This window comes from Acinetobacter suaedae (assembly GCF_008630915.1).
Lineage (GTDB): Bacteria > Pseudomonadota > Gammaproteobacteria > Pseudomonadales > Moraxellaceae > Acinetobacter > Acinetobacter suaedae.
On sequence record NZ_CP043909.1, the window covers coordinates 2,805,178 to 2,823,408 of the forward strand.

The 18,231-nt window shown below is 40.8% G+C and carries 20 protein-coding genes and 1 pseudogene; 11 read left to right on the forward strand and 10 right to left on the reverse strand.

The genetic code is table 11. From position 1 onward, the window contains the following. Window positions 1-33 precede the first annotated feature (33 nt). The 5 genes from F2A31_RS12970 to F2A31_RS12990 all read left to right on the forward strand — a co-directional run bounded on the left by F2A31_RS12970 (window position 34) and on the right by F2A31_RS12990 (window position 6,617). Window positions 34-543, forward strand: coding sequence for an LPS-assembly lipoprotein LptE (locus F2A31_RS12970; RefSeq protein ID WP_150026767.1), 510 nt, complete (start codon window positions 34-36; stop codon window positions 541-543). A gap of 9 nt (window positions 544-552) precedes the next feature. Next, complete coding sequence (gene holA, locus F2A31_RS12975) at window positions 553-1,548, forward strand: DNA polymerase III subunit delta (protein WP_150026769.1); 996 nt, start codon at window positions 553-555, stop codon at window positions 1,546-1,548. 107 nt (window positions 1,549-1,655) lie between these two features. Beyond that, on the forward strand, window positions 1,656-2,975 hold the full coding sequence (locus F2A31_RS12980; protein WP_150026771.1) for a MacA family efflux pump subunit: 1,320 nt from the start codon (window positions 1,656-1,658) through the stop codon (window positions 2,973-2,975). Between the two features lies 1 nt (window position 2,976). Continuing rightward, entirely contained in the window at window positions 2,977-4,968 is a 1,992-nt protein-coding gene (locus F2A31_RS12985; protein ID WP_150026773.1) for a MacB family efflux pump subunit, read from the forward strand. Between the two features lie 260 nt (window positions 4,969-5,228). Further along, on the forward strand, window positions 5,229-6,617 hold the full coding sequence (locus F2A31_RS12990; protein WP_150026775.1) for an efflux transporter outer membrane subunit: 1,389 nt from the start codon (window positions 5,229-5,231) through the stop codon (window positions 6,615-6,617). A 10-nt stretch (window positions 6,618-6,627) separates the two neighbouring features. Here F2A31_RS12990 and F2A31_RS12995 read toward each other — a convergent pair whose 3' ends face one another. After that, window positions 6,628-7,053, reverse strand: coding sequence for a hypothetical protein (locus tag F2A31_RS12995; protein WP_005085454.1), 426 nt, complete (start codon window positions 7,051-7,053; stop codon window positions 6,628-6,630). 337 nt (window positions 7,054-7,390) lie between these two features. Between F2A31_RS12995 and F2A31_RS13000 the strand changes: the two genes are divergently transcribed. Next, a complete protein-coding gene (locus tag F2A31_RS13000; RefSeq protein WP_150026777.1) occupies window positions 7,391-7,861 on the forward strand; it encodes a hypothetical protein in 471 nt (156 codons plus the stop codon). A 168-nt stretch (window positions 7,862-8,029) separates the two neighbouring features. On the opposite strand, the gene F2A31_RS13005 is transcribed toward F2A31_RS13000, so the two are convergent. The 3 genes from F2A31_RS13005 to orn form a co-directional block, all read right to left on the reverse strand. Further along, window positions 8,030-8,833: an enoyl-ACP reductase FabI gene (locus tag F2A31_RS13005; RefSeq protein ID WP_035375350.1), complete on the reverse strand. Its 804-nt coding sequence runs from the start codon at window positions 8,831-8,833 to the stop codon at window positions 8,030-8,032. Window positions 8,834-9,032: 199 nt separating this feature from the next. Beyond that, entirely contained in the window at window positions 9,033-9,761 is a 729-nt protein-coding gene (locus F2A31_RS13010; protein ID WP_017395631.1) for a Bax inhibitor-1/YccA family protein, read from the reverse strand. 159 nt (window positions 9,762-9,920) lie between these two features. Beyond that, entirely contained in the window at window positions 9,921-10,481 is a 561-nt protein-coding gene (gene orn, locus F2A31_RS13015) for an oligoribonuclease (RefSeq protein ID WP_162784529.1), read from the reverse strand. 124 nt (window positions 10,482-10,605) lie between these two features. Between orn and rsgA the strand changes: the two genes are divergently transcribed. The 4 genes from rsgA to secB all read left to right on the forward strand — a co-directional run bounded on the left by rsgA (window position 10,606) and on the right by secB (window position 12,935). Next, on the forward strand, window positions 10,606-11,664 hold the full coding sequence (gene rsgA, locus F2A31_RS13020) for a ribosome small subunit-dependent GTPase A (RefSeq protein WP_004637877.1): 1,059 nt from the start codon (window positions 10,606-10,608) through the stop codon (window positions 11,662-11,664). A 96-nt stretch (window positions 11,665-11,760) separates the two neighbouring features. After that, window positions 11,761-12,177, forward strand: coding sequence for a rhodanese-like domain-containing protein (locus tag F2A31_RS13025; RefSeq protein WP_004637876.1), 417 nt, complete (start codon window positions 11,761-11,763; stop codon window positions 12,175-12,177). A gap of 11 nt (window positions 12,178-12,188) precedes the next feature. Then, window positions 12,189-12,449: a glutaredoxin 3 gene (grxC, locus tag F2A31_RS13030; protein WP_004637875.1), complete on the forward strand. Its 261-nt coding sequence runs from the start codon at window positions 12,189-12,191 to the stop codon at window positions 12,447-12,449. A gap of 27 nt (window positions 12,450-12,476) precedes the next feature. After that, entirely contained in the window at window positions 12,477-12,935 is a 459-nt protein-coding gene (gene secB / locus F2A31_RS13035) for a protein-export chaperone SecB (RefSeq protein WP_005085470.1), read from the forward strand. Window positions 12,936-12,990: 55 nt separating this feature from the next. Here secB and F2A31_RS13040 read toward each other — a convergent pair whose 3' ends face one another. The 6 genes and pseudogenes from F2A31_RS13040 to coaBC form a co-directional block, all read right to left on the reverse strand. After that, a complete protein-coding gene (locus F2A31_RS13040) occupies window positions 12,991-13,599 on the reverse strand; it encodes an alpha-ketoglutarate-dependent dioxygenase AlkB family protein (RefSeq protein WP_005085472.1) in 609 nt (202 codons plus the stop codon). Next, a pseudogene (locus F2A31_RS13045) lies at window positions 13,586-13,830 on the reverse strand (Ada metal-binding domain-containing protein). The gene F2A31_RS13040 and the pseudogene F2A31_RS13045 overlap by 14 nt, the downstream one beginning before the upstream one ends. A 4-nt stretch (window positions 13,831-13,834) precedes the next feature. Continuing rightward, window positions 13,835-14,572 carry a 2OG-Fe(II) oxygenase gene (locus F2A31_RS13050; protein WP_150026779.1) on the reverse strand — a complete coding sequence of 246 codons (738 nt, stop codon included), beginning with the start codon at window positions 14,570-14,572 and terminating at the stop codon, window positions 13,835-13,837. Further along, window positions 14,559-15,404: a methylated-DNA--[protein]-cysteine S-methyltransferase gene (locus F2A31_RS13055; protein ID WP_150026781.1), complete on the reverse strand. Its 846-nt coding sequence runs from the start codon at window positions 15,402-15,404 to the stop codon at window positions 14,559-14,561. Before F2A31_RS13055 ends, F2A31_RS13050 begins: the two co-directional genes overlap by 14 nt. 166 nt (window positions 15,405-15,570) lie before the next feature. Further along, window positions 15,571-15,948, reverse strand: a complete 378-nt coding sequence (locus F2A31_RS13060; protein WP_017394705.1) for a cytochrome b562 — start codon at window positions 15,946-15,948, stop codon at window positions 15,571-15,573. 156 nt (window positions 15,949-16,104) lie between these two features. Next, window positions 16,105-17,358 (reverse strand): bifunctional phosphopantothenoylcysteine decarboxylase/phosphopantothenate--cysteine ligase CoaBC, encoded by a 1,254-nt coding sequence (gene coaBC / locus F2A31_RS13065; protein WP_017395626.1) that lies wholly within the window; start codon window positions 17,356-17,358, stop codon window positions 16,105-16,107. A gap of 114 nt (window positions 17,359-17,472) precedes the next feature. On the opposite strand from coaBC, the gene radC reads away from it, so the two are divergent. After that, window positions 17,473-18,207, forward strand: a complete 735-nt coding sequence (radC, locus tag F2A31_RS13070) for a RadC family protein (protein WP_150026783.1) — start codon at window positions 17,473-17,475, stop codon at window positions 18,205-18,207. The last annotated feature ends 24 nt before the right edge of the window (window positions 18,208-18,231 follow it).

The window sequence follows — 18,231 nt, forward strand, 5'->3', positions numbered from 1 at the left end:
TCCATATTTGTTGGAATATCATAAGGACAAAGCATGCATTTAGTTCAACGTGTTGCAGCAGTTGTTTTAACTTTAGGTCTAAGTGTTGGCTTAGTCGGCTGTGGTTTTCATTTAAAAGGTAACAACCCAGCAGCAACACCATTGGTTTATAACAAGCTGACTTTGGTCATGCCAGATAATACCGACGAACTGGAAAATCGTTTAAGCATTTATTTAACAGCAACAGGCGTACAACTGAGTAATTCTAATGATGCTTATGTATTACGTGTACTTGATTACACACCACGTCGCCAGCTCCTCAATGGTAAACTGACGGAAGTACTCCTCCGTTTAACCGTAACTTTCCAAATCGAAGATCGCCAAGGTAACAAAATTACTGAACCACGTACTTTAACTGCATCTCGCAGCTATCAATATGATGTCGCAACAGTCAATACAGATAACCAACAAGAAGATTATTTGAACCGAATTGTGATTGATGATGTTGCTCAGCAGGTGACACGTCAAATTGCCGCCAACCGTCTTCCTAAAGCTCAATCTTAGTTCTCATTCATGAAACTCGATTATGTTCAAGCGTTAAAACGTGTTGCAGAAGCTCGTGGTGCATGGATTATGCATGGGCAAGAGCCCTTGCTTGAACAAAATCTACTGGATGCTTTTCGCAAAAGCTGGCAAGAGCAGGAAGTGGAACGGCAACGCTATGATATTAATAGTGTCCATGACTGGAAAAATGTCTTTAACGCACTGAATAGTTTGTCACTATTTTCTCAGCAACTTGCAGTAGAAGTACATGGTAATATCAAACCTGATGCAAACGGGCTAAAACTATTAAAGAACTACATCCAACATAATGAACAAAACTTGTTGTTGATTGTTTTACCGAAACAAGACAGCAGCAGTTTAAAATCCGCTTTTTTCCAAGTTATCGAAGCAAATGGCGTCGTTGTTCCACTCACTGCAAATTATCCTCAAGACCGTCAACGTATTCTAACCATTGAAGCAGAAAAGCTTGGCATTGAGCTTAATAATGATGCTTGGCAATGGCTCATGCAACATCATGAACATAACTTACTCGCCGCAAAAAATAGCTTAATGCGTGTTGCAGATACTTTTCCTGACATTCAGCAGATTCAAATTGAACAGCTCTATGCCTGCTTACAGGATCAATCGCGCTACACCACTTATGATTTAAGTGATGCGTTATTGGCAGGAAATCTAGCTCAATCAGTCAAAATCTATCAATATCTTCTTGCCGCTGGTGAGCCTGATAGCCTTATTCTTTGGACATTAAGTAAAGAAATGCGTTTGCTGATGCAGTTATTTGAACAACCTCATAACGCTATTCAATTGGGTATTTGGAAAACCAAAGTATCACTGTATCAACAAGCATTACGGCGATTAAATCCAAGACAGTTTTTAATGTGGTCCGATCTCTTATTACGTATCGATGCGGCAATTAAAGGAATGTCCCAAGAAAATTCAGAGCAGCTCATGTTACAAGCCATTAGCGAGCTGTGTGGGCGTACATTATTTACCCCATCAATCTAGGTCAAAATAAAAATAGAGAATAATTCTCATTTTAAATTAAAAATATTCACGTTTTATCCTTATTTCACTTTTATACTAAATAAAATCTTTAATTATGCACACATCCCATGCCAAAACTGATTTCTAAAAATATGAAACCTGTGAAAACAATCATCATCTTAGTCTGTATTGTCGTGATTGCACTATTGAGTTGGCTCATGTTAAAACCTAAAACAGCCACACCACAATACATCACAGCTGAAGTAGGACGTGGTGATATTGAAAACTCAGTTTTGGCAACAGGGATTTTAGAAGCCACTAAAATGGTCAGCGTTGGCGCACAGGTTTCGGGTCAGGTCAAAAAAATGTATGTGCAACTTGGTGACCAAGTCAAACAAGGGCAACTCATCGCTCAAATTGACTCGGTACGCCAAGAGAATGAGCTAAAAACAGCGGAAGCCAATATTAAAAATCAACAAGCTCAACTGGCCGTACAACAAGCCAATCTCGCCAAAGTTGAAGCCGAATATAAGCGTCAACAAACCATGTTCAGCCAAGATGCCACCTCTCGTGCTGAGCTAGAATCGGCACTAGCAAGCTATAAAACAGCACAAGCTCAAATCGCAGCAATTAATGCACAAATCGAACAATCACGTCTAACCCTTGCAACAGCTAAAGAGGATTTAGGCTATACCAGCATTGTTGCACCGATGGATGGAACAATTGTGGCGATTGTGACTGAAGAAGGCCAAACGGTAAATGCGAACCAAACTGCTCCGACCATTGTCAAACTCGCAACGCTAGATAACATGACCGTCAAGGCGCAAATTTCTGAAGCGGACGTGATGAAAGTGGAGAAAGGTCAAACGGTTTACTTCACAACGCTTGGCAACAGTGAAAAGAAACACTATGCAAAATTGCGTCAAGTTGAGCCTGCTCCAAATTCAATTAACACTGAAACCTCGACCAATAGCTCTTCATCCTCATCAAATTCTGCTGTTTATTACAATGCGCTATTTGATGTGCCAAATGAGGATGGCAAATTACGAATCGACATGACTGCGCAGGTTTACATTGTTTTAGCTGAAGCTAAAAATGTACTGACGATTCCTGCGGCAGCGGTTCAAAGTAGCAAACGCCCTGCTCGTAAAGATCGTGCAGCGCCTGCATCAAATAATGAAACCGATCAACGTCCGAATAACCGACTTGAGCTAAGTCCAGAACAACGCCAATTGGTCACTGAAGGAAAAGCCAGTATCGCAAATGTACGTGTCATCCAAGCAGATGGTTCTGCCAAAGTACAACCGGTATTGGTGGGTTTAAATAACCGTGTCACAGTTGAAGTCATCAAAGGTCTTAAACAAGGTGATCAAGTGATCATTGCTGATGGCTCAGATAGCTCAAATGATGCAGCCAAACGCAGTGGCCAGCGTGCGATGAGAATGTAATATGACTCAAGATCAAATTCATTCGACCAAACCACTGCTCGAAGTCAGTAACCTAACCCGTGAATTTCCTGCGGGGGAAACCACGGTCCAAATTCTCAAGGGCATCAATTTAAAGATTTATGCAGGTGAGTTGGTTGCGATCGTCGGTCAATCAGGATCGGGCAAATCAACCCTAATGAATATCCTCGGTTGTTTAGATAAACCGACTGAGGGAAGTTATTTGGTCAATGGCCGTGAAACACGGCAACTTGAACCTGACGAACTCGCGCAATTACGCCGTGAATATTTTGGATTTATTTTCCAACGTTATCATTTATTGGGTGATCTGAGTGCATCAGGCAATGTCGAAGTTCCTGCAATCTATGCAGGTGTAGACAATCATTTACGCCAAGAACGTTCCGCAGAGTTATTGTCTGAACTCGGATTAGGAGAACGTTTACATCATCGCCCAAGCCAACTTTCAGGCGGTCAACAGCAACGTGTATCGATTGCACGTGCTTTGATGAATGGTGGTGATGTTATTTTGGCAGATGAACCGACGGGTGCATTGGACAAAAATAGTGGTATTGAAGTCATGCGAATTTTGCGTGAACTCAATGCCAAAGGTCATACTATTATCTTGGTGACCCATGATCTAAATGTTGCCAAAAATGCAACGCGTATTATCGAAATCAGTGATGGTAATATTATTTCGGATCGTGCCAATACGCCTGAAAATACTGATCCAGACCTTGAACATCAACCGTTGCAACGGGAGCCGCAAAAGAAAACTTCTGCTTGGCGTTCTTTCTTTGATCGTCTCGGTGAAGCTTTTCGCATGGCGCTGCTTGCAATGAATGCCCATCGCATGCGAACCTTTTTAACCATGCTTGGGATTATCATCGGGATTGCATCTGTCGTCTCCGTTGTGGCGCTCGGAAATGGTTCGCAAAAACAAATTTTAGAAAATATCAGCAGTCTCGGCACCAATACCATCACGGTCTATCAAGGTCGGGGGTTTGGTGATACATCAAGGGCCTCCCAAGTCAAAACCTTGGTTCCTGCGGATGCTGATGCATTAGCTGAACAGCCTTATGTCGATGGGGTAAGTCCATCTGCAAACACCAGTGTAACGTTACGTTTTAAAGATACCGAAGCTTCCGCAACCGTAAATGGTGTGAGTGAAGACTTTTTCTATGTTCGAGGCATGACCTTCAAATCGGGACAGCCTTTTGACAAAGCAGGTGTCACCCAACGTGCACAGGATGTGGTGATTGATGCCAATACAGAAAAGACTTTTTTTGCTGATGGTACCAATCCTGTAGGTCAAGTGATTCTGTTGGGAAGTGTTCCGAGCCGAATTATTGGTGTCATTGAAGCTGAAAAAGGCTTTATGGGAAATTCCGACAGTTTAAATGTCTATCTCCCCTACTCGACTGTGATGAGCCGTATGTTGGGACAGTCCAATGTTCGTAGCATCATTGTGCGTATCAAAGATGAATATCCAAGTACAGCAGCTGAAAATGCAATCCTGACTTTGCTTGAACAGCGTCACGGCGCACAAGATGTCTTTACTCAAAACTCAGACAGTATTCGTGAAACCATTCAACAAACCACAGCCACGATGACTTTACTGATCTCAGCGATTGCCGTCATTTCTCTGGTCGTAGGTGGGATTGGCGTGATGAATATTATGCTGGTTTCGGTGACTGAACGAACCCAAGAAATTGGGGTACGTATGGCGGTCGGCGCAAGACAAAGCGATATTTTGCAGCAGTTTTTGATCGAAGCGATCTTGGTCTGTCTGTTAGGTGGTGTTCTTGGTGTCCTGCTCTCTTTAGGCATTGGTCAAGTCATCGGGCATTTTGCCAAAGGCGTTATTGAAATGAGTTACTCAACCACTTCAATTGTTGCTGCCTTTGTATGCTCAAGTTTAATTGGTATCGTTTTTGGTTTCTTACCAGCACGAAACGCAGCACAACTCGATCCAGTTGCTGCTTTAGCAAGAGAATAATAGCGAAAAAATCTATCCCAAAAATATGATACACGTGAACGTCATCCGCAACCTGCGTGGTATCAACAAAATATTATTTCTGCGATAGATTAAGATAATTGAAAAAATATGACAGGTTTTGCGGATGACAATGGTTTTGCCTACTTTTCCCGAAAGAAAAGTAGGTCGAGCCGAAGGCTTAACCTGAAAAGGGATGAGAATTCGATAAGACTCCGTCTCGATAATCATGCTCTTTCAAATTATTAAAGGAATGACAAACAATGTTATTCAAAACACATAAAATCGCACTTGCCCTATGTCTTAGCACTTCTTTAGCTGGCTGTTCTGCTGTGGTCAAAACACCGTATAACGCACCAACAGTCCAAGTACCACAACAGTTTCAGTACGATGCACAAAAAAAACAAAATGTAAAACTGACTGATCAATGGTGGACATTATTTAATGATGCTCAACTCAATCAATTAGTTGAACAGGTTTTAGCAAAAAATACGGATCTTGCTGTTGCAGGTATCGCCTTGAAACAAGCTCGTTTACAAGCAGGCTTGGCTGAAAATCAGCAAGGTATTCGAACCAGCTCTAGTGTTTCTACAGGTCACAACTATGACCTACGCTCAGGTGATGGCAGTGATCGCGGTTTATCAACCAGTGTTGGCGTGAGTTATGAGTTAGATTTATTTGGAAAACTTGCCAATCAAACTGAGGCAAGTCGTTGGGAAGCTCTGGCAAGCGAACAAGACCTTCAAGCAACAGCGCAAAGCTTAGTTGCCACCACAGCCAAACTCTACTGGCAACTGGGTTATTTAAATGAACGCTATAACACCATCCAACAAAATTTAGCATCTACGCAAAAAATATATGAGTTGGTCCAATCTCAATACCGAGCAGGTGCAGTTTCAGGTTTAGACCTTACTCAAGCGGAACAATCGGTACAAAGCCAAAAAGCCAGTTTAAGCCAGATCGAACAACAACGTGTTGAAGCACGCACTGCCATTGCGGTACTGCTGCATCAACCTGTGCAACAACTGAATATTCAAGAGCCAGCGCAATTACCTCAAAGTGCATTGCCTAATATTGCTGTTGGATTGCCAGCCGAAATTTTATCTCGTCGTCCTGATTTACAAGCATCTGAACTGCGCTTACGCAAAACCCTTGCCAATAAAGATGCAACCAAAGCCAGTTATTATCCTTCGATTAATTTGACTGGTAATTTAGGTGCATCGAGCACCTCGTTAACGCAACTCTTGCAAAATCCGGCCTTAACTTTGGGTGCAAGTTTAAGTCTTCCCTTTCTGCAATATAACGACATGAAGAAAGATCTTGCGATCAGCGATCTGGAATATGAAAAAGCAATTATTCAATATCGCCAGACGCTATATCAGGCTTTTGCAGATGTAGAGAATGCTTTATCCAATCGAACTCAACTGGATCAACAGGTGCAATTGCAACAACGCAATCTAGAGCTAGCGGATAAAACAGAGCGATTAACAGAGGTTCGTTATCGTAATGGTGCGATCGCTTTGAAGAATTTACTCGATGCTCAAGCGACCACCCGTAACGCACGACTCAGTCTGGTTGAAACCAAACAGAATCAGTACAATGCTTATGTGACCTTGATGCAGGCATTGGGTGGAAGCCCGATCAAACAATAGTCTATCTAGACTATTGTTTTAATTCTGCTTGGTCTTCCGTATTGGTATGAATCAACTGAGAAGATTTCACTTTATCTTGGGCATCAAATACAACCTCATATGAGAGTTTTTGCCCATTAAAGTAGATCTCAGTTGGTGAACCAATAATTTCCCATAGACCAATTGTGGCAATATCCGCAGTCGTGTGCCACAGTGTGCGGCTGATTCTTGCTGCTTTTGAATATCCTTGTTGAAAGGTATAAATCTCTTTACGTTCGCCATTTATGGTTTCTGAGGTGACTGGCGCACCCAATTCAGAAATCACGTTATTACGATGTTTTCCTACTTCTAAAACGGTCAAGTTCTTTTTATGCGGTTGGTTACTTGCCATAACCGCTGCGCAGCCTTGTAGCGATAGTAGCATCGCTAAACCGAATACAATGATAATTTTCTTCACGTTATGATGACCTTCCCCGAAGCATTAAAATAATATGTTTATCGACACTCTATTTAAAAATTTTCGATTAAACAAAAAACCAGCATTAATTATCATATAAAGTATGGGATGACAAATGATTAATTATACTTATTGATATATTTTCAATGGATCGCTTATTGTCGAATTAAATATAAGATCAAAGTTTATGAAGTGATGTTGTCCATAGCTTTTGTGTTTGCGCCCAAACTTATGTTTATATTTTAAGCAAAAAAAAGTTAAGATAAAATAGAAAATCAAATAGTTATATGAAATTATGCGTGATAGCTACAGTTAAACACGAAAAGGAACAAACAACGTGCACAAGAATAAATTTTTAATCGCAGCAGCAATTTGTAGTGGAGTAGCTGCATTATTACATTTAGGCTGCATTATCTTCGGCGGTGACTGGTATAGATTTTTTGGAGCTGGAGAACAAATGGCGCAAATGGCTGAGATGGGTCATATTTATCCCACAATAGTTACCCTGATAATTGTCACCCTGCTAATAATTTGTTCGCTTTACGCTTTATCGGGGGCAGGTGTTATTTTAAAACTTCCATTATTACGTCTCGCATTATGCGTAATCACCACAATATATCTAATACGGGGAATAGTTTTTATCCCATTAATGCCAATGTTTCCCGAGAATAGCCTTACATTCTGGTTAGTCAGCTCAACTATATGTATTGTATTTGGTTTACTTTATGCCTTTGGTATTCGTCAATCTTGGGCTTATCTTAGCGAAGGTCATACTAAACAAAACAATCAAACAGAGTTCTTCAATTGAATCATCAAGAGGTATAGTTTCTCTGCCAAGATGAATTTTTTAGGTATTAACCAAGGTTTTACTCAACATGGCAAATAAAAATACCAAAACTACATTTTTAAAAGCCTCATAATCCTAAAAAAATAAAGCCGCTATCAAAGCGGCTTTATCAAATAAATTAGATTAATCTTATTCATCATCCATCATTGATTGGCTCATACCCACAGTATTAAAACCACCATCAACATACATGATTTCACCTGTAATGCCTGAAGCCCACGGTGAACAAAGGAATAATGCAGCATTACCGACTTCTTCAATAGTCACATTACGTTTTAAAGGTGCAATCTTTTCATTGGCATCTAACATTTTACGGAAAGATTTAATACCAGATGCCGCCAAAGTACGGATTGGACCCGCTGAAATCGCATTTACACGAATACCATCTGCACCCAAGCTAGAAGCTAAATAACGAACACCTGCTTCCAAAGATGCTTTTGCCATACCCATCACGTTGTAGTTTGGCATCACACGCTCAGAACCTTGATAAGTCAAAGTCAATAAACAACCTTGGCGCGCTTGTAATAAAGGCTTCGCTGCACGAGCCATCGCAACAAAACTATAAGCACTGATGTCATGCGCGATTTTGAAACCGTCACGGTCTGTCACGTCTGTAAAATCACCATCAAGCGTATGTGCTGGTGCGAAACCAATTGAATGCACCACACCATCTAAACCATCCCAATGTTTTGCAAGTTCGACAAAGGCATTATCAATTTCTTCATCTACTGCAACATCACAAGGAAAAACCAAGTTTGAGCCAAATTGTGCTGCAAAATCATCAACACGTTTCTTTAACTTTTCATTTGGATAAGTAAACGCTAACTCCGCACCTTCACGATGTAAAGCGGCTGCAATACCGTAAGCAATTGATAATTTGCTGGCAATCCCAGCAATTAAAAAACGTTTACCAGCTAAAAGTCCTTGTGACATCTTATTCTCACTCGAAAAATTTTCACCCATGATGCCAATATTCCGTGTTTTTCGGAATTGCATAATGCATCTTTTTTCTCAATCCTACAAAAAAACACGCTGAAATCGCTTGCATCTACCTCAGTTTAAACATGACGTCAGATGCATAAAACGATTCAGCGTGTTTAGTTGAAGTCGATAAAACAACTCGAATCTATGCTTACTTCTGAATTAAGCTCAATAAGCGCATAAATGAATAATACATCCAAACCAAAGTTGCCAATAACGCAATACTACATACCCACTCAAAGTTTTTAGGTGCATATTGAGCAGCAGCATTTTCAATCAAATCAAAATCTAAAATAAGATTTAAGGATGCAATTACCGCAACAAAAGCAGCAAAACCAATTCCCAACCAATTGCTCTCAAAGATATAAGGGATGGTCGAACCAAGTGCGAAACTTAAAAAAATCTGTACGACGAATACCAATGCAATCGCAATCGAAGCAGAAATGACTACAGCCTTAAACTTCTCTGTAGCACGAATCACTTGGAACTTATACAAAGCAAACAAAACCAAAGTGGTCACAAACGTTGCAAGTAAAGCTTGTAATGGCACACCAGGAAATTTCACTTGGAAAATGAAAGATACCCCACCTAAAAATGCACCCTCAAATAAAGCAAAAGGAATCGCCAAAGCTGGGGCTGTATTTGGTTTAAACGTGGTGATTAAACCAAGCGCAAGACTACCAATAATGCCGACAATGGTCGCTGCATAAGCAATTGAAAAATTAGCAGTCATCGCACAATATAAAAATAATGCAATGCCTAATGCCGCTGCAATCACGGTTAATAGCACAGACTTCTGAATAGCCCCTTGGATGGTCATGGGCTCGGCTACATTACTATAGGTTTCAACACGGGTTAAAATAGGATTATCGCTTTGCATGTCTGCTCTCTTTTTATAGTTAACGAAATGAAAATGTGAGTGTAAGCGATTTTGCAATTTAGCCCAATATTTTTTTACATTCGATAAAAAAGGAGCCGATTTAAGCTCCTTTTCTCAATAATAATGATCTATTTTTTTAGAGAAGATCAAATACCATGATTATTTATCATTATTCATAATAAAAAAATATTCACGGTAATATTTTAACTCTGCAATTGAATCTCGGATGTCATCCATCGCCAAATGTGACGCATTTTTCTTTAAGCCACTCATAATTTCAGGTCTCCAGCGTTTGGCTAACTCTTTCACTGAAGATACATCCAAGTTTCGATAATGGAAGAATTGTTCTAATTCAGGCATTAAACGATGCAAGAAACGACGGTCTTGACAAATCGAGTTACCACACATCGGCGATGATTTTGGATTGACCCACTTTTTCAGGAATTCCAATGTTTGCTGTTCCGCATCTTGTGCAGTCAATTTACTGCGACGCACACGTTCAATTAGACCAGATTGACCATGCTGTTTGGTATTCCACTCGTCCATTGCATTTAAAATCAAATCAGACTGGTGTACGGCTAAAACAGGACCCTCAGCTAAGATATTAAGATTGTCATCCGTAATAATTGTCGCAATTTCAATAATCTTGTCGTTATCGGTATCAAGACCTGTCATTTCAAGGTCGATCCAAATTAATCGTGTATCAGGGGTGCTGCTCATGGATGGCGATTCTAATGTGCTTAAAAACATCAATAGTAGCAAATTAATTACATCTTGGCTGTAATTCTATAGCGGCTTCGTGCTATTTTTGCGGTCTTGAAAGTGTGGATTTTTTGGGATATGAATGGCTTTAATTCGTAAGCGTCGATTAACTGAACAGCAGCAACGTCGTATTGAGAAACAACATAAGTCTCGTCAAGATGACATTGATACATCGCAAGATTTAGATGGACTGGTGGTTCAGCATTATGGTCGTCAACTCGAAGTACAAGCTTTGTCTGTACCTGCACAACATCCCGAAAAACCGCTGGTTGCAGATGGTGAGCCAGAACCGTTTTGGAAACCGATTGAATTAGATAGCATTTGGCGTTGCCATACCCGTACCAACTTAGAGTTGTTGGTAACCGGTGACCGTGTCAAATGGCAAGCAGATCCAAATACAGGGCTTGGGATTATCACGGCGATATACCCTCGACAATCCTTACTCACGCGTCCAGATCGTTATCATAAGGTCAAACCCGTAGCTGCCAATATCAGTCTGATCGTGATTGTATTTGCGCCCCTACCTGAACCTGCACCGACATTAATTGATCGCTATTTGGTCGCGTGTGCAGATGCCAATATTCCAGCTTTATTGGTGCTGAATAAATCTGATCTGCTCACAGAAAATGATCCAATTCTAACCTTGCTCAGCGAATATGAAGCTTTGGGTTATGAAAGTTTGATTTGCCAATCACAAGGTGATTTGTCTGCGCTTGCTGCACGACTGGATAATGAGACGGTGGCTTTTGTAGGTCAATCAGGCGTAGGTAAAAGCTCATTGATTAATACCATTGTTCCAGACGCTGCACAGAAAACCAATGTCATCTCAGAAAACTCAGCATTGGGTCAACATACCACCACCTCAACCCGTTTGATTAAATTTGGAACAAATGGTGCGTTAATCGATTCACCGGGTATTCGTGAATTTGGACTCTGGCATTTGAGTTTGGAAAAAGTACGTACAGGCTTCCCAGAAATCGAAGCACACTTAGGGCTTTGCCAATTTCGCAACTGTACCCATACCCATGAGAAGAATTGCGCGTTGAAACAAGCGGTTGAAGCTGGAGAGATTTTGCCTCGTCGTTTAGACAGTTATTTACGACTGAGCGATGAAATCCAAGAAGCTCAACAAAAAAATTAACATTAATTAAAACTTGCCCTTGAACTAAGGTTTTTGATCACCATTGAGATAAGTTATACTCAGTGGCAATTTTTGATTTCTAACTTTAGGTGACTTGTGGAACGTTGGTTTGAGTTTATGGGGAATCACCCCTTCTTGTTTGGCACACTTGGGGTGTTAATCATTTTGTTCTTTGTTTTAGAAGGACAACGCAATGGTCGTAAAATTTCACCACAATCTTTAGGTATTTTGGTTAAAGCAAAAAATGCCATGCTGATTGATCTTCGTGATGCGAAAGATTTCCGTGAAGGTCACATTAGTGGTAGCCGTAACATTTCTTACAGCCAAATCACCAGTCACATCGATGAATTAAAAGCCAGTGACCGTCCATTGGTCTTTATTTGTAACTTAGGGCAAGTTGCAGGCACCGCTTTGCAAAAAGTGGGTCATGCAGACAGTTACCGCTTAGACGGCGGAATTAGTAACTGGAAAGCACAAGGCTTGCCATTAGTGAAAAGTAAAACCAAAGCTTAAGGAGAGAACAGATGACAACTCCAAACGTCACGATCTATTCAACACTTTCTTGTCCATATTGTGTCCGTGCGAAACAATTGCTGGAACGTAAGGGTGTTGCTTATAAAGAAATTAATCTTTCCAATGAAGCGCCGGAAGTTCGTATTGAGTTAATGCAACGTACTAATCATCGTACCGTGCCACAAATTTTTATCAAAGACCAGTTTATTGGCGGTTTCGACCAACTTTATGCTTTAGAGCGTGAAGGTAAACTCGATTCATTATTGGCTTAACTACACTCCAAAATTTAAGGAAAAACAATGAGCGAAGAACAAGTTCAACCACAACTCGCGTTAGAACGTATCTACACAAAAGATATTTCATTTGAAGTTCCAGGTGCACAAGTATTTACTAAACAATGGCAGCCTGAACTTAATATCAATTTATCTTCTGCAGCAGAGAAAATTGATCCAACACATTATGAAGTGTCTTTGAAAGTTGTGGTTCAAGCGAACAACGAAAATGAAACTGCGTTCATCGTTGATGTAACTCAATCAGGTATTTTCTTGATTGATGGTGTAGAAGAAGATCGTCTTCCATACATTCTTGGCGCTTATTGCCCAAACATTCTGTTCCCGTTCTTACGTGAAGCAGTAAATGATTTAGTAACAAAAGGTAGCTTCCCACAATTGCTTCTTACACCAATTAACTTTGATGCTGAGTTCGAAGCAAACATGCAACGCCTACAAGCAAATGCTGATGCGGAAGGTCAAGCTTAATCAAACTCAAGCTTACTTATAAAAAGGGACTGATTTTTTCAGTCCCTTTTTATATTCACCCCACAATAGTTCTAAAAGTCAGGTTTATCCTTGCAGTACTGACTTTTTTAGTGGGCGGTAAACGATGTAGCCAATGCGTTTGTGTCACATCTTTCATGACCAATAAACTACCATGCTCTAAATATAGTTCTACTTTTTCTTTACTCTGTTTATGTTTAAACGCGAATTTTCGTTCTGCCCCAAAGCTTAATGAGGCAATCGCACCATTTTTTTTCAGATCTGTTTCACCATCACTATGCCATGCCATTCCCTCCTCACCGGAATGGTAAAGATTGAGTAGACAAGAGTTGAATGTTTCGCCTGTTAACGTTTCAACCAGTGCTTTGAGCTCGATGAGTTCAACTGTCCACGGCAACGCATATTTATTCATGTTGGAATAGGTATATTCAAAGCGCCGATCACCATACCAAGCCACTTTACGTTTGGTGGTGAATAGTTTGCCAAAAATCAGTGCTTGATCATTTTCCCAAGCAATTGTATGTAGCAATGCCTCAAAATAATGATCTGCCGCCGCTGTTTGCACCACTTTGCCATAGTACTGTACCGTACCATCATAAGGTAAATAATTCTGCTCTGGATCAGCTTCAATATCAAATAGTTGCATCTTTCCACTTCTTATAGGCCAGCTTCATACAATGTCCACAAGGGCGATAACCTTGTCCCCTTGCTTCATGCTCATCAGCAAAAACACCCGATTACTTTTTAGCATGCGCTTCCCTGAAGTACAGGTCAATCTGCCATAAATTTTAAGCTGAGCATTGCCTGCAAACCGAATTTCCTGCTGTTTTAATTTTAGATGTAACTCAGTTTGCTCTAACTCACTATGCCGCCACATCAGACTAACTCATCGCATCATGGAAAATAATACCAAGGCTATAACGCTCCCCTTGTAGAATCGGGCTCACTCCATGCTTGATATTGACCCGATAATAGCCCTGATTGCCTTTTTCAGGTTTAAACTGTGTCGTAAAAATCAATATATCGCCTTGTTCTGGCTGCATCACCAACACCTTGGATTGAGCTCGAGGAATTTGTTGGGTTAAAACAAATTCACCTCCCGTAAAATCCACATTTGGCTGGCTCAATACAATCACCAGCTGTAAAGGAAAATAAACCTCACCATATAAATCCTGATGAAGTGTATTAAAACCACCTTGTCCATATTTCAAAATCAGTGGCGTTGCCAGCGTTTGCCCATGTTGATGACATTGCTGTAAAAATTCTGCATGTGAGGATGGAAATGAGCGCTCTAATTTCAATACCCTAAACCATGCATTGGCTATCGGCACCAGATGGGGATAAACTTCATGGCGTATCCGTTCAATCAGATTTGGTAAAGGATAAGTAAAATATTTATATTCCCCCAAACCAAAGCGATAGCGTTGCATCTCAACTGATTTACGATACAGATCAGGTTGCGAATATAGCTGTTTGAGCAGCTCACATTGCTCAGTCGATAAAATCTGCTTAATCAAGGCAAATCCCTGTTGATGTATTTGCTCAGTGATAACATCCCAATTCAGCGCTTGAATCTTATCGATCACGGCTTGGATCTGTGTCAGTTCAGATTGCTGCATGTGTTTGAACACCTTCCCAGCCAATAATTGCCGTTTTTCGGACACTGCCCCACTCATAACCACCAAAGAGACCACTTGACTGAATTACCCGATGGCATGGGATTAAAAATGCCACAGGATTACTGCCGATCGCCGATCCTACCGCACGGGCTGCTTTAGGATGATTAATCACTTTTGCAAGCTCACCATAAGTCGCAAGTTGTCCCATCGGAATTTTAAGCAGACTTTGCCAAACCTTGAGTTGAAAATCAGTTCCTTTCAAATGCAGTTTAATCTCAGCCAATTGCTGCTGGTCTTTTTGAAACAAAGCTAAAGCACTCTGTTGAAAAGCATCAATCTGCTCAATAAAGACAGCTTGAGGAAATTGCAGCTTTAACTGCGCTAAGGCATCAGCACGATCATCGACAAAACTTAATGCACAAATCCCTTTATGTGTCGATGCAATCAGCACTTCACCAAACAAAGTCTCTGTGAATTGATAGTGAATCGTCAGACTCTGACCACCTTGTTTATATTCGGCCGGAGTCATGCCTTCTATCTGAACAAATAAATCATGCAAGCGGCTGGTACTGGACAATCCTGTGGCAAAGGTCGCATCAAAAACACTACCCTGCTCCTGCTTCAAAATCTGTTTGGCATATTCAACACTAATATACTGTAAAAACTTCTTAGGACTGGTGCCGACCCAATCCGTAAATAACCGCTGAAAATGAGCAGGGCTTAAGTGAATATGTGCGGCCACCTCATCCAATTGTGGCTGTTGCTGAAAGTTCTGCTGGATATACTGAATCGCTTGAGCAATGCGCTCATAATTACGTTGTTGTGAGGACATATCATCACCTCTCATCATTCATGTTTTCACTGTAGCAACTTTGTCTTTCAGTGAAAATCTGAATCATGCTCAGTCTTAGCTTTAAATACTAACCAGCTGAATTCCAATAAAAAAAGCTGCACTTTTTTAAGTACAGCCTTATCCTATTATTCCTACCACAGATCTATTAGTGCGAATAATACTTATGCCCTTGGTCACGTAACGTAGCAATTTTTTTGCCTTGTTGCTTTGCTTCATCTAGCTTACCAGCTTGAACAAGCGCTTTTGCTTTATCAATTTCGACAATAATTTGCTCAAATAAATCCGTTGAGCTTGGCACTTTGTCAGAAGTATGTGCAGCCAGCTTAAACTGTTTTGAATTTACAGCTGCACCGCGCATATTATTTAATGCGGCCGTTGCATCTTGTGGATTTTTAGCTTGATTAAACACTTTATAATTTTTGCCAAGCGTTTTCATATCATCTGCAAGACTCGCAGCCATAACAGCACTACTGAGTGAAAAAGATGATACTAAAATGATTGTGGCTAAAGTTCTTTTCATCATCAGGATATCCCTAATAAAAACTGTGGCTATTCTCGGTTTTGCGCAGATCCATCGACCACCTAAGCTCAACAAGCTCAAATGTCTATGCCGTTTTAGCATACATAAAAAATGCAACGATTTCGTTGCATTTTGATAAAACGGCAAAGTCAAGTTACTCTATTTTTGCAGTAACGCATCATGGATAGCTTCAACCAATTGTTGTGATATTTCTTGCTTAGACGCTTTCTCTAACTCACGTTTCTCTAGATGATAGGATTGCGCGAAGAATACGGTCATCGCATTTTCATCAGAAGCAAAACCAATATCAGGGCGAGAAACATCGTTACATGCAATCATATCGAGCTTTTTAGCAACCAACTTCCCTGCTGCATATTCTTCCACATTACGTGTTTCCGCAGCAAAGCCCACCATGAAGGGACGCTGTTGTTGCTGTGCAATCGTCGCAACAATATCCGGATTTTTCACCAACGATACTGCCAGCTCATCACCCGCTTTTTTGATTTTATGCTCAGCTACTTCAGCCACACGATAATCCGCAACTGCCGCAGTCGCAATAAAGATATCGCAGCCTTCTTCAAGCTGATTCATACTGGCATCTAACATTTGCATTGCAGATTTTACATTAATTCGCTCTACACCATTTGGGGTATCTAAACTGACTGGCCCCGCCACCAACGTTACTTTTGCGCCCGCAGCATAGCATGCGGCTGCCAAAGCAAAGCCCATTTTACCCGTACTATGATTTGAAATATAACGTACAGGATCAATCGCTTCACGCGTTGGTCCTGCAGTAATGGTGACGCGTTTTCCTGCCAGTAAACCAAACTTTTCCGCAATCGCACGTTGTGCTTTATGGAAGTAAGCAGCGACTTGTCTTGCCAAGTCCTCTGGTTCAGGCATACGCCCTAAACCTACATCACCGCAAGCTTGCTCACCTGCATCAGGCATAATGACATGCACGCCATCTTCAACCAAAGTTTGCAAATTACGCTGAGTCGCTTTTGCCGCCCACATCTGCTGGTTCATTGCAGGCGCTACCCAAACAGGTGCTTTGGTTGCTAAATATAATGTGCTGAGCAAATCATCAGCTAAACCATTTGCAAATTTTGCGATCGTGTCACAACTTGCAGGTGCGACCAACACTAAATCTGCCCAACGCGCCAATTCGATATGCCCCATACCTGCTTCAGCTTCTGGATCAAGTAGCTCTGTATGTACAGGATTACCTGAAAGTGCCTGAAAGGTTAATGGCGTAATAAAAGCTTGTGCGCCATGTGTCATGACCACACGGACATCAAAACCAAAGTCTTTTAAACGACGTACCAAAATGGCACTTTTATAGGCAGCAATGCCGCCAGTAACCGCCAATATAATGTTTTTATGAGGAATAACACTAAGATCGAAGCTCACAAACAGGATACCTTGCTGTTGCAGTGGCGCTCACAATAGCATTAAATACGATCAGACCCAAGTGATGGGTTTTTAAAAAGTCATAAACACAATAAAATCAAAGTGAATTTAACAATGAATCAATCTATTAAGCAGTCCATCAAAGCATGGCCTGAACAAGAACGACCAAGAGAGCGTTTATTATTTCAAGGGGCTCAAAGTTTATCCGATGCAGAACTTCTTGCGATTTTTTTACGTTCAGGTTCTAAACAACATTCCGCAGTTGAACTAGCGCGCATCCTCATTCAACACTTTGGTGGGCTGAATCCTATTTTTGATGCCTCACTTGAAGATTTATCCCAATTCAATGGCATCGCCTCCACTAAATATGCCCAGCTCATGGCAGTAAAAGAACTTGGACGGCGCTATTTAAACAATCATTTTCAACAACAACGACTTTGTCTGGATACCTCTAGTCTGGTACTCGACTATTTACGCTATGAATTGATGGGTGAAAAACAAGAAGTCTTTGCGGTACTGTGTTTAGATGCTGAGTTAAGGAAGTTACATTTCAAGAAATTGTTTTTTGGCTCACATCATTCGTGTAGTGTTTCATTGAATCAAACACTACGTTATGTATTACAACAACAAGCCTGCCAAATCGTGGTTGCGCATAATCATCCCTATGGAATTGCTCATCCTTCAACTGAAGATCTTTACCTTACACAACAGCTCAAACAAGCGTGTAAATTACTTGAAATCCATCTGATCGATCACTTTATTATTTCGCCTGAAAGCTATTTTTCTTTTTCTGAGCAACAACTACTCAACCCTACTAAAATCAAGCAATCTGATCTTGACAAAGAGTAAAGCAAACGAGAATATCAACTGATA

Coding starts and splice junctions, on each gene's coding strand:
- F2A31_RS13050 (WP_150026779.1), bottom strand. CDS start 14,572: ATGCAGCAATCTGAACTGACACAGATCCAAGCCGTGATCGATAAGATT.
- F2A31_RS13010 (WP_017395631.1), bottom strand. CDS start 9,761: ATGCAAAGCGATAATCCTATTTTAACCCGTGTTGAAACCTATAGTAAT.
- radC (WP_150026783.1), top strand. CDS start 17,473: ATGAATCAATCTATTAAGCAGTCCATCAAAGCATGGCCTGAACAAGAA.
- rsgA (WP_004637877.1), top strand. CDS start 10,606: ATGGCTTTAATTCGTAAGCGTCGATTAACTGAACAGCAGCAACGTCGT.
- grxC (WP_004637875.1), top strand. CDS start 12,189: ATGACAACTCCAAACGTCACGATCTATTCAACACTTTCTTGTCCATAT.
- F2A31_RS12980 (WP_150026771.1), top strand. CDS start 1,656: ATGCCAAAACTGATTTCTAAAAATATGAAACCTGTGAAAACAATCATC.
- F2A31_RS13060 (WP_017394705.1), bottom strand. CDS start 15,948: ATGATGAAAAGAACTTTAGCCACAATCATTTTAGTATCATCTTTTTCA.
- orn (WP_162784529.1), bottom strand. CDS start 10,481: ATGAGCAGCACCCCTGATACACGATTAATTTGGATCGACCTTGAAATG.
- secB (WP_005085470.1), top strand. CDS start 12,477: ATGAGCGAAGAACAAGTTCAACCACAACTCGCGTTAGAACGTATCTAC.
- F2A31_RS13040 (WP_005085472.1), bottom strand. CDS start 13,599: ATGCAACTATTTGATATTGAAGCTGATCCAGAGCAGAATTATTTACCT.
- F2A31_RS13005 (WP_035375350.1), bottom strand. CDS start 8,833: ATGTCACAAGGACTTTTAGCTGGTAAACGTTTTTTAATTGCTGGGATT.
- F2A31_RS12985 (WP_150026773.1), top strand. CDS start 2,977: ATGACTCAAGATCAAATTCATTCGACCAAACCACTGCTCGAAGTCAGT.
- F2A31_RS13055 (WP_150026781.1), bottom strand. CDS start 15,404: ATGTCCTCACAACAACGTAATTATGAGCGCATTGCTCAAGCGATTCAG.
- holA (WP_150026769.1), top strand. CDS start 553: ATGAAACTCGATTATGTTCAAGCGTTAAAACGTGTTGCAGAAGCTCGT.
- F2A31_RS12970 (WP_150026767.1), top strand. CDS start 34: ATGCATTTAGTTCAACGTGTTGCAGCAGTTGTTTTAACTTTAGGTCTA.
- F2A31_RS12990 (WP_150026775.1), top strand. CDS start 5,229: ATGTTATTCAAAACACATAAAATCGCACTTGCCCTATGTCTTAGCACT.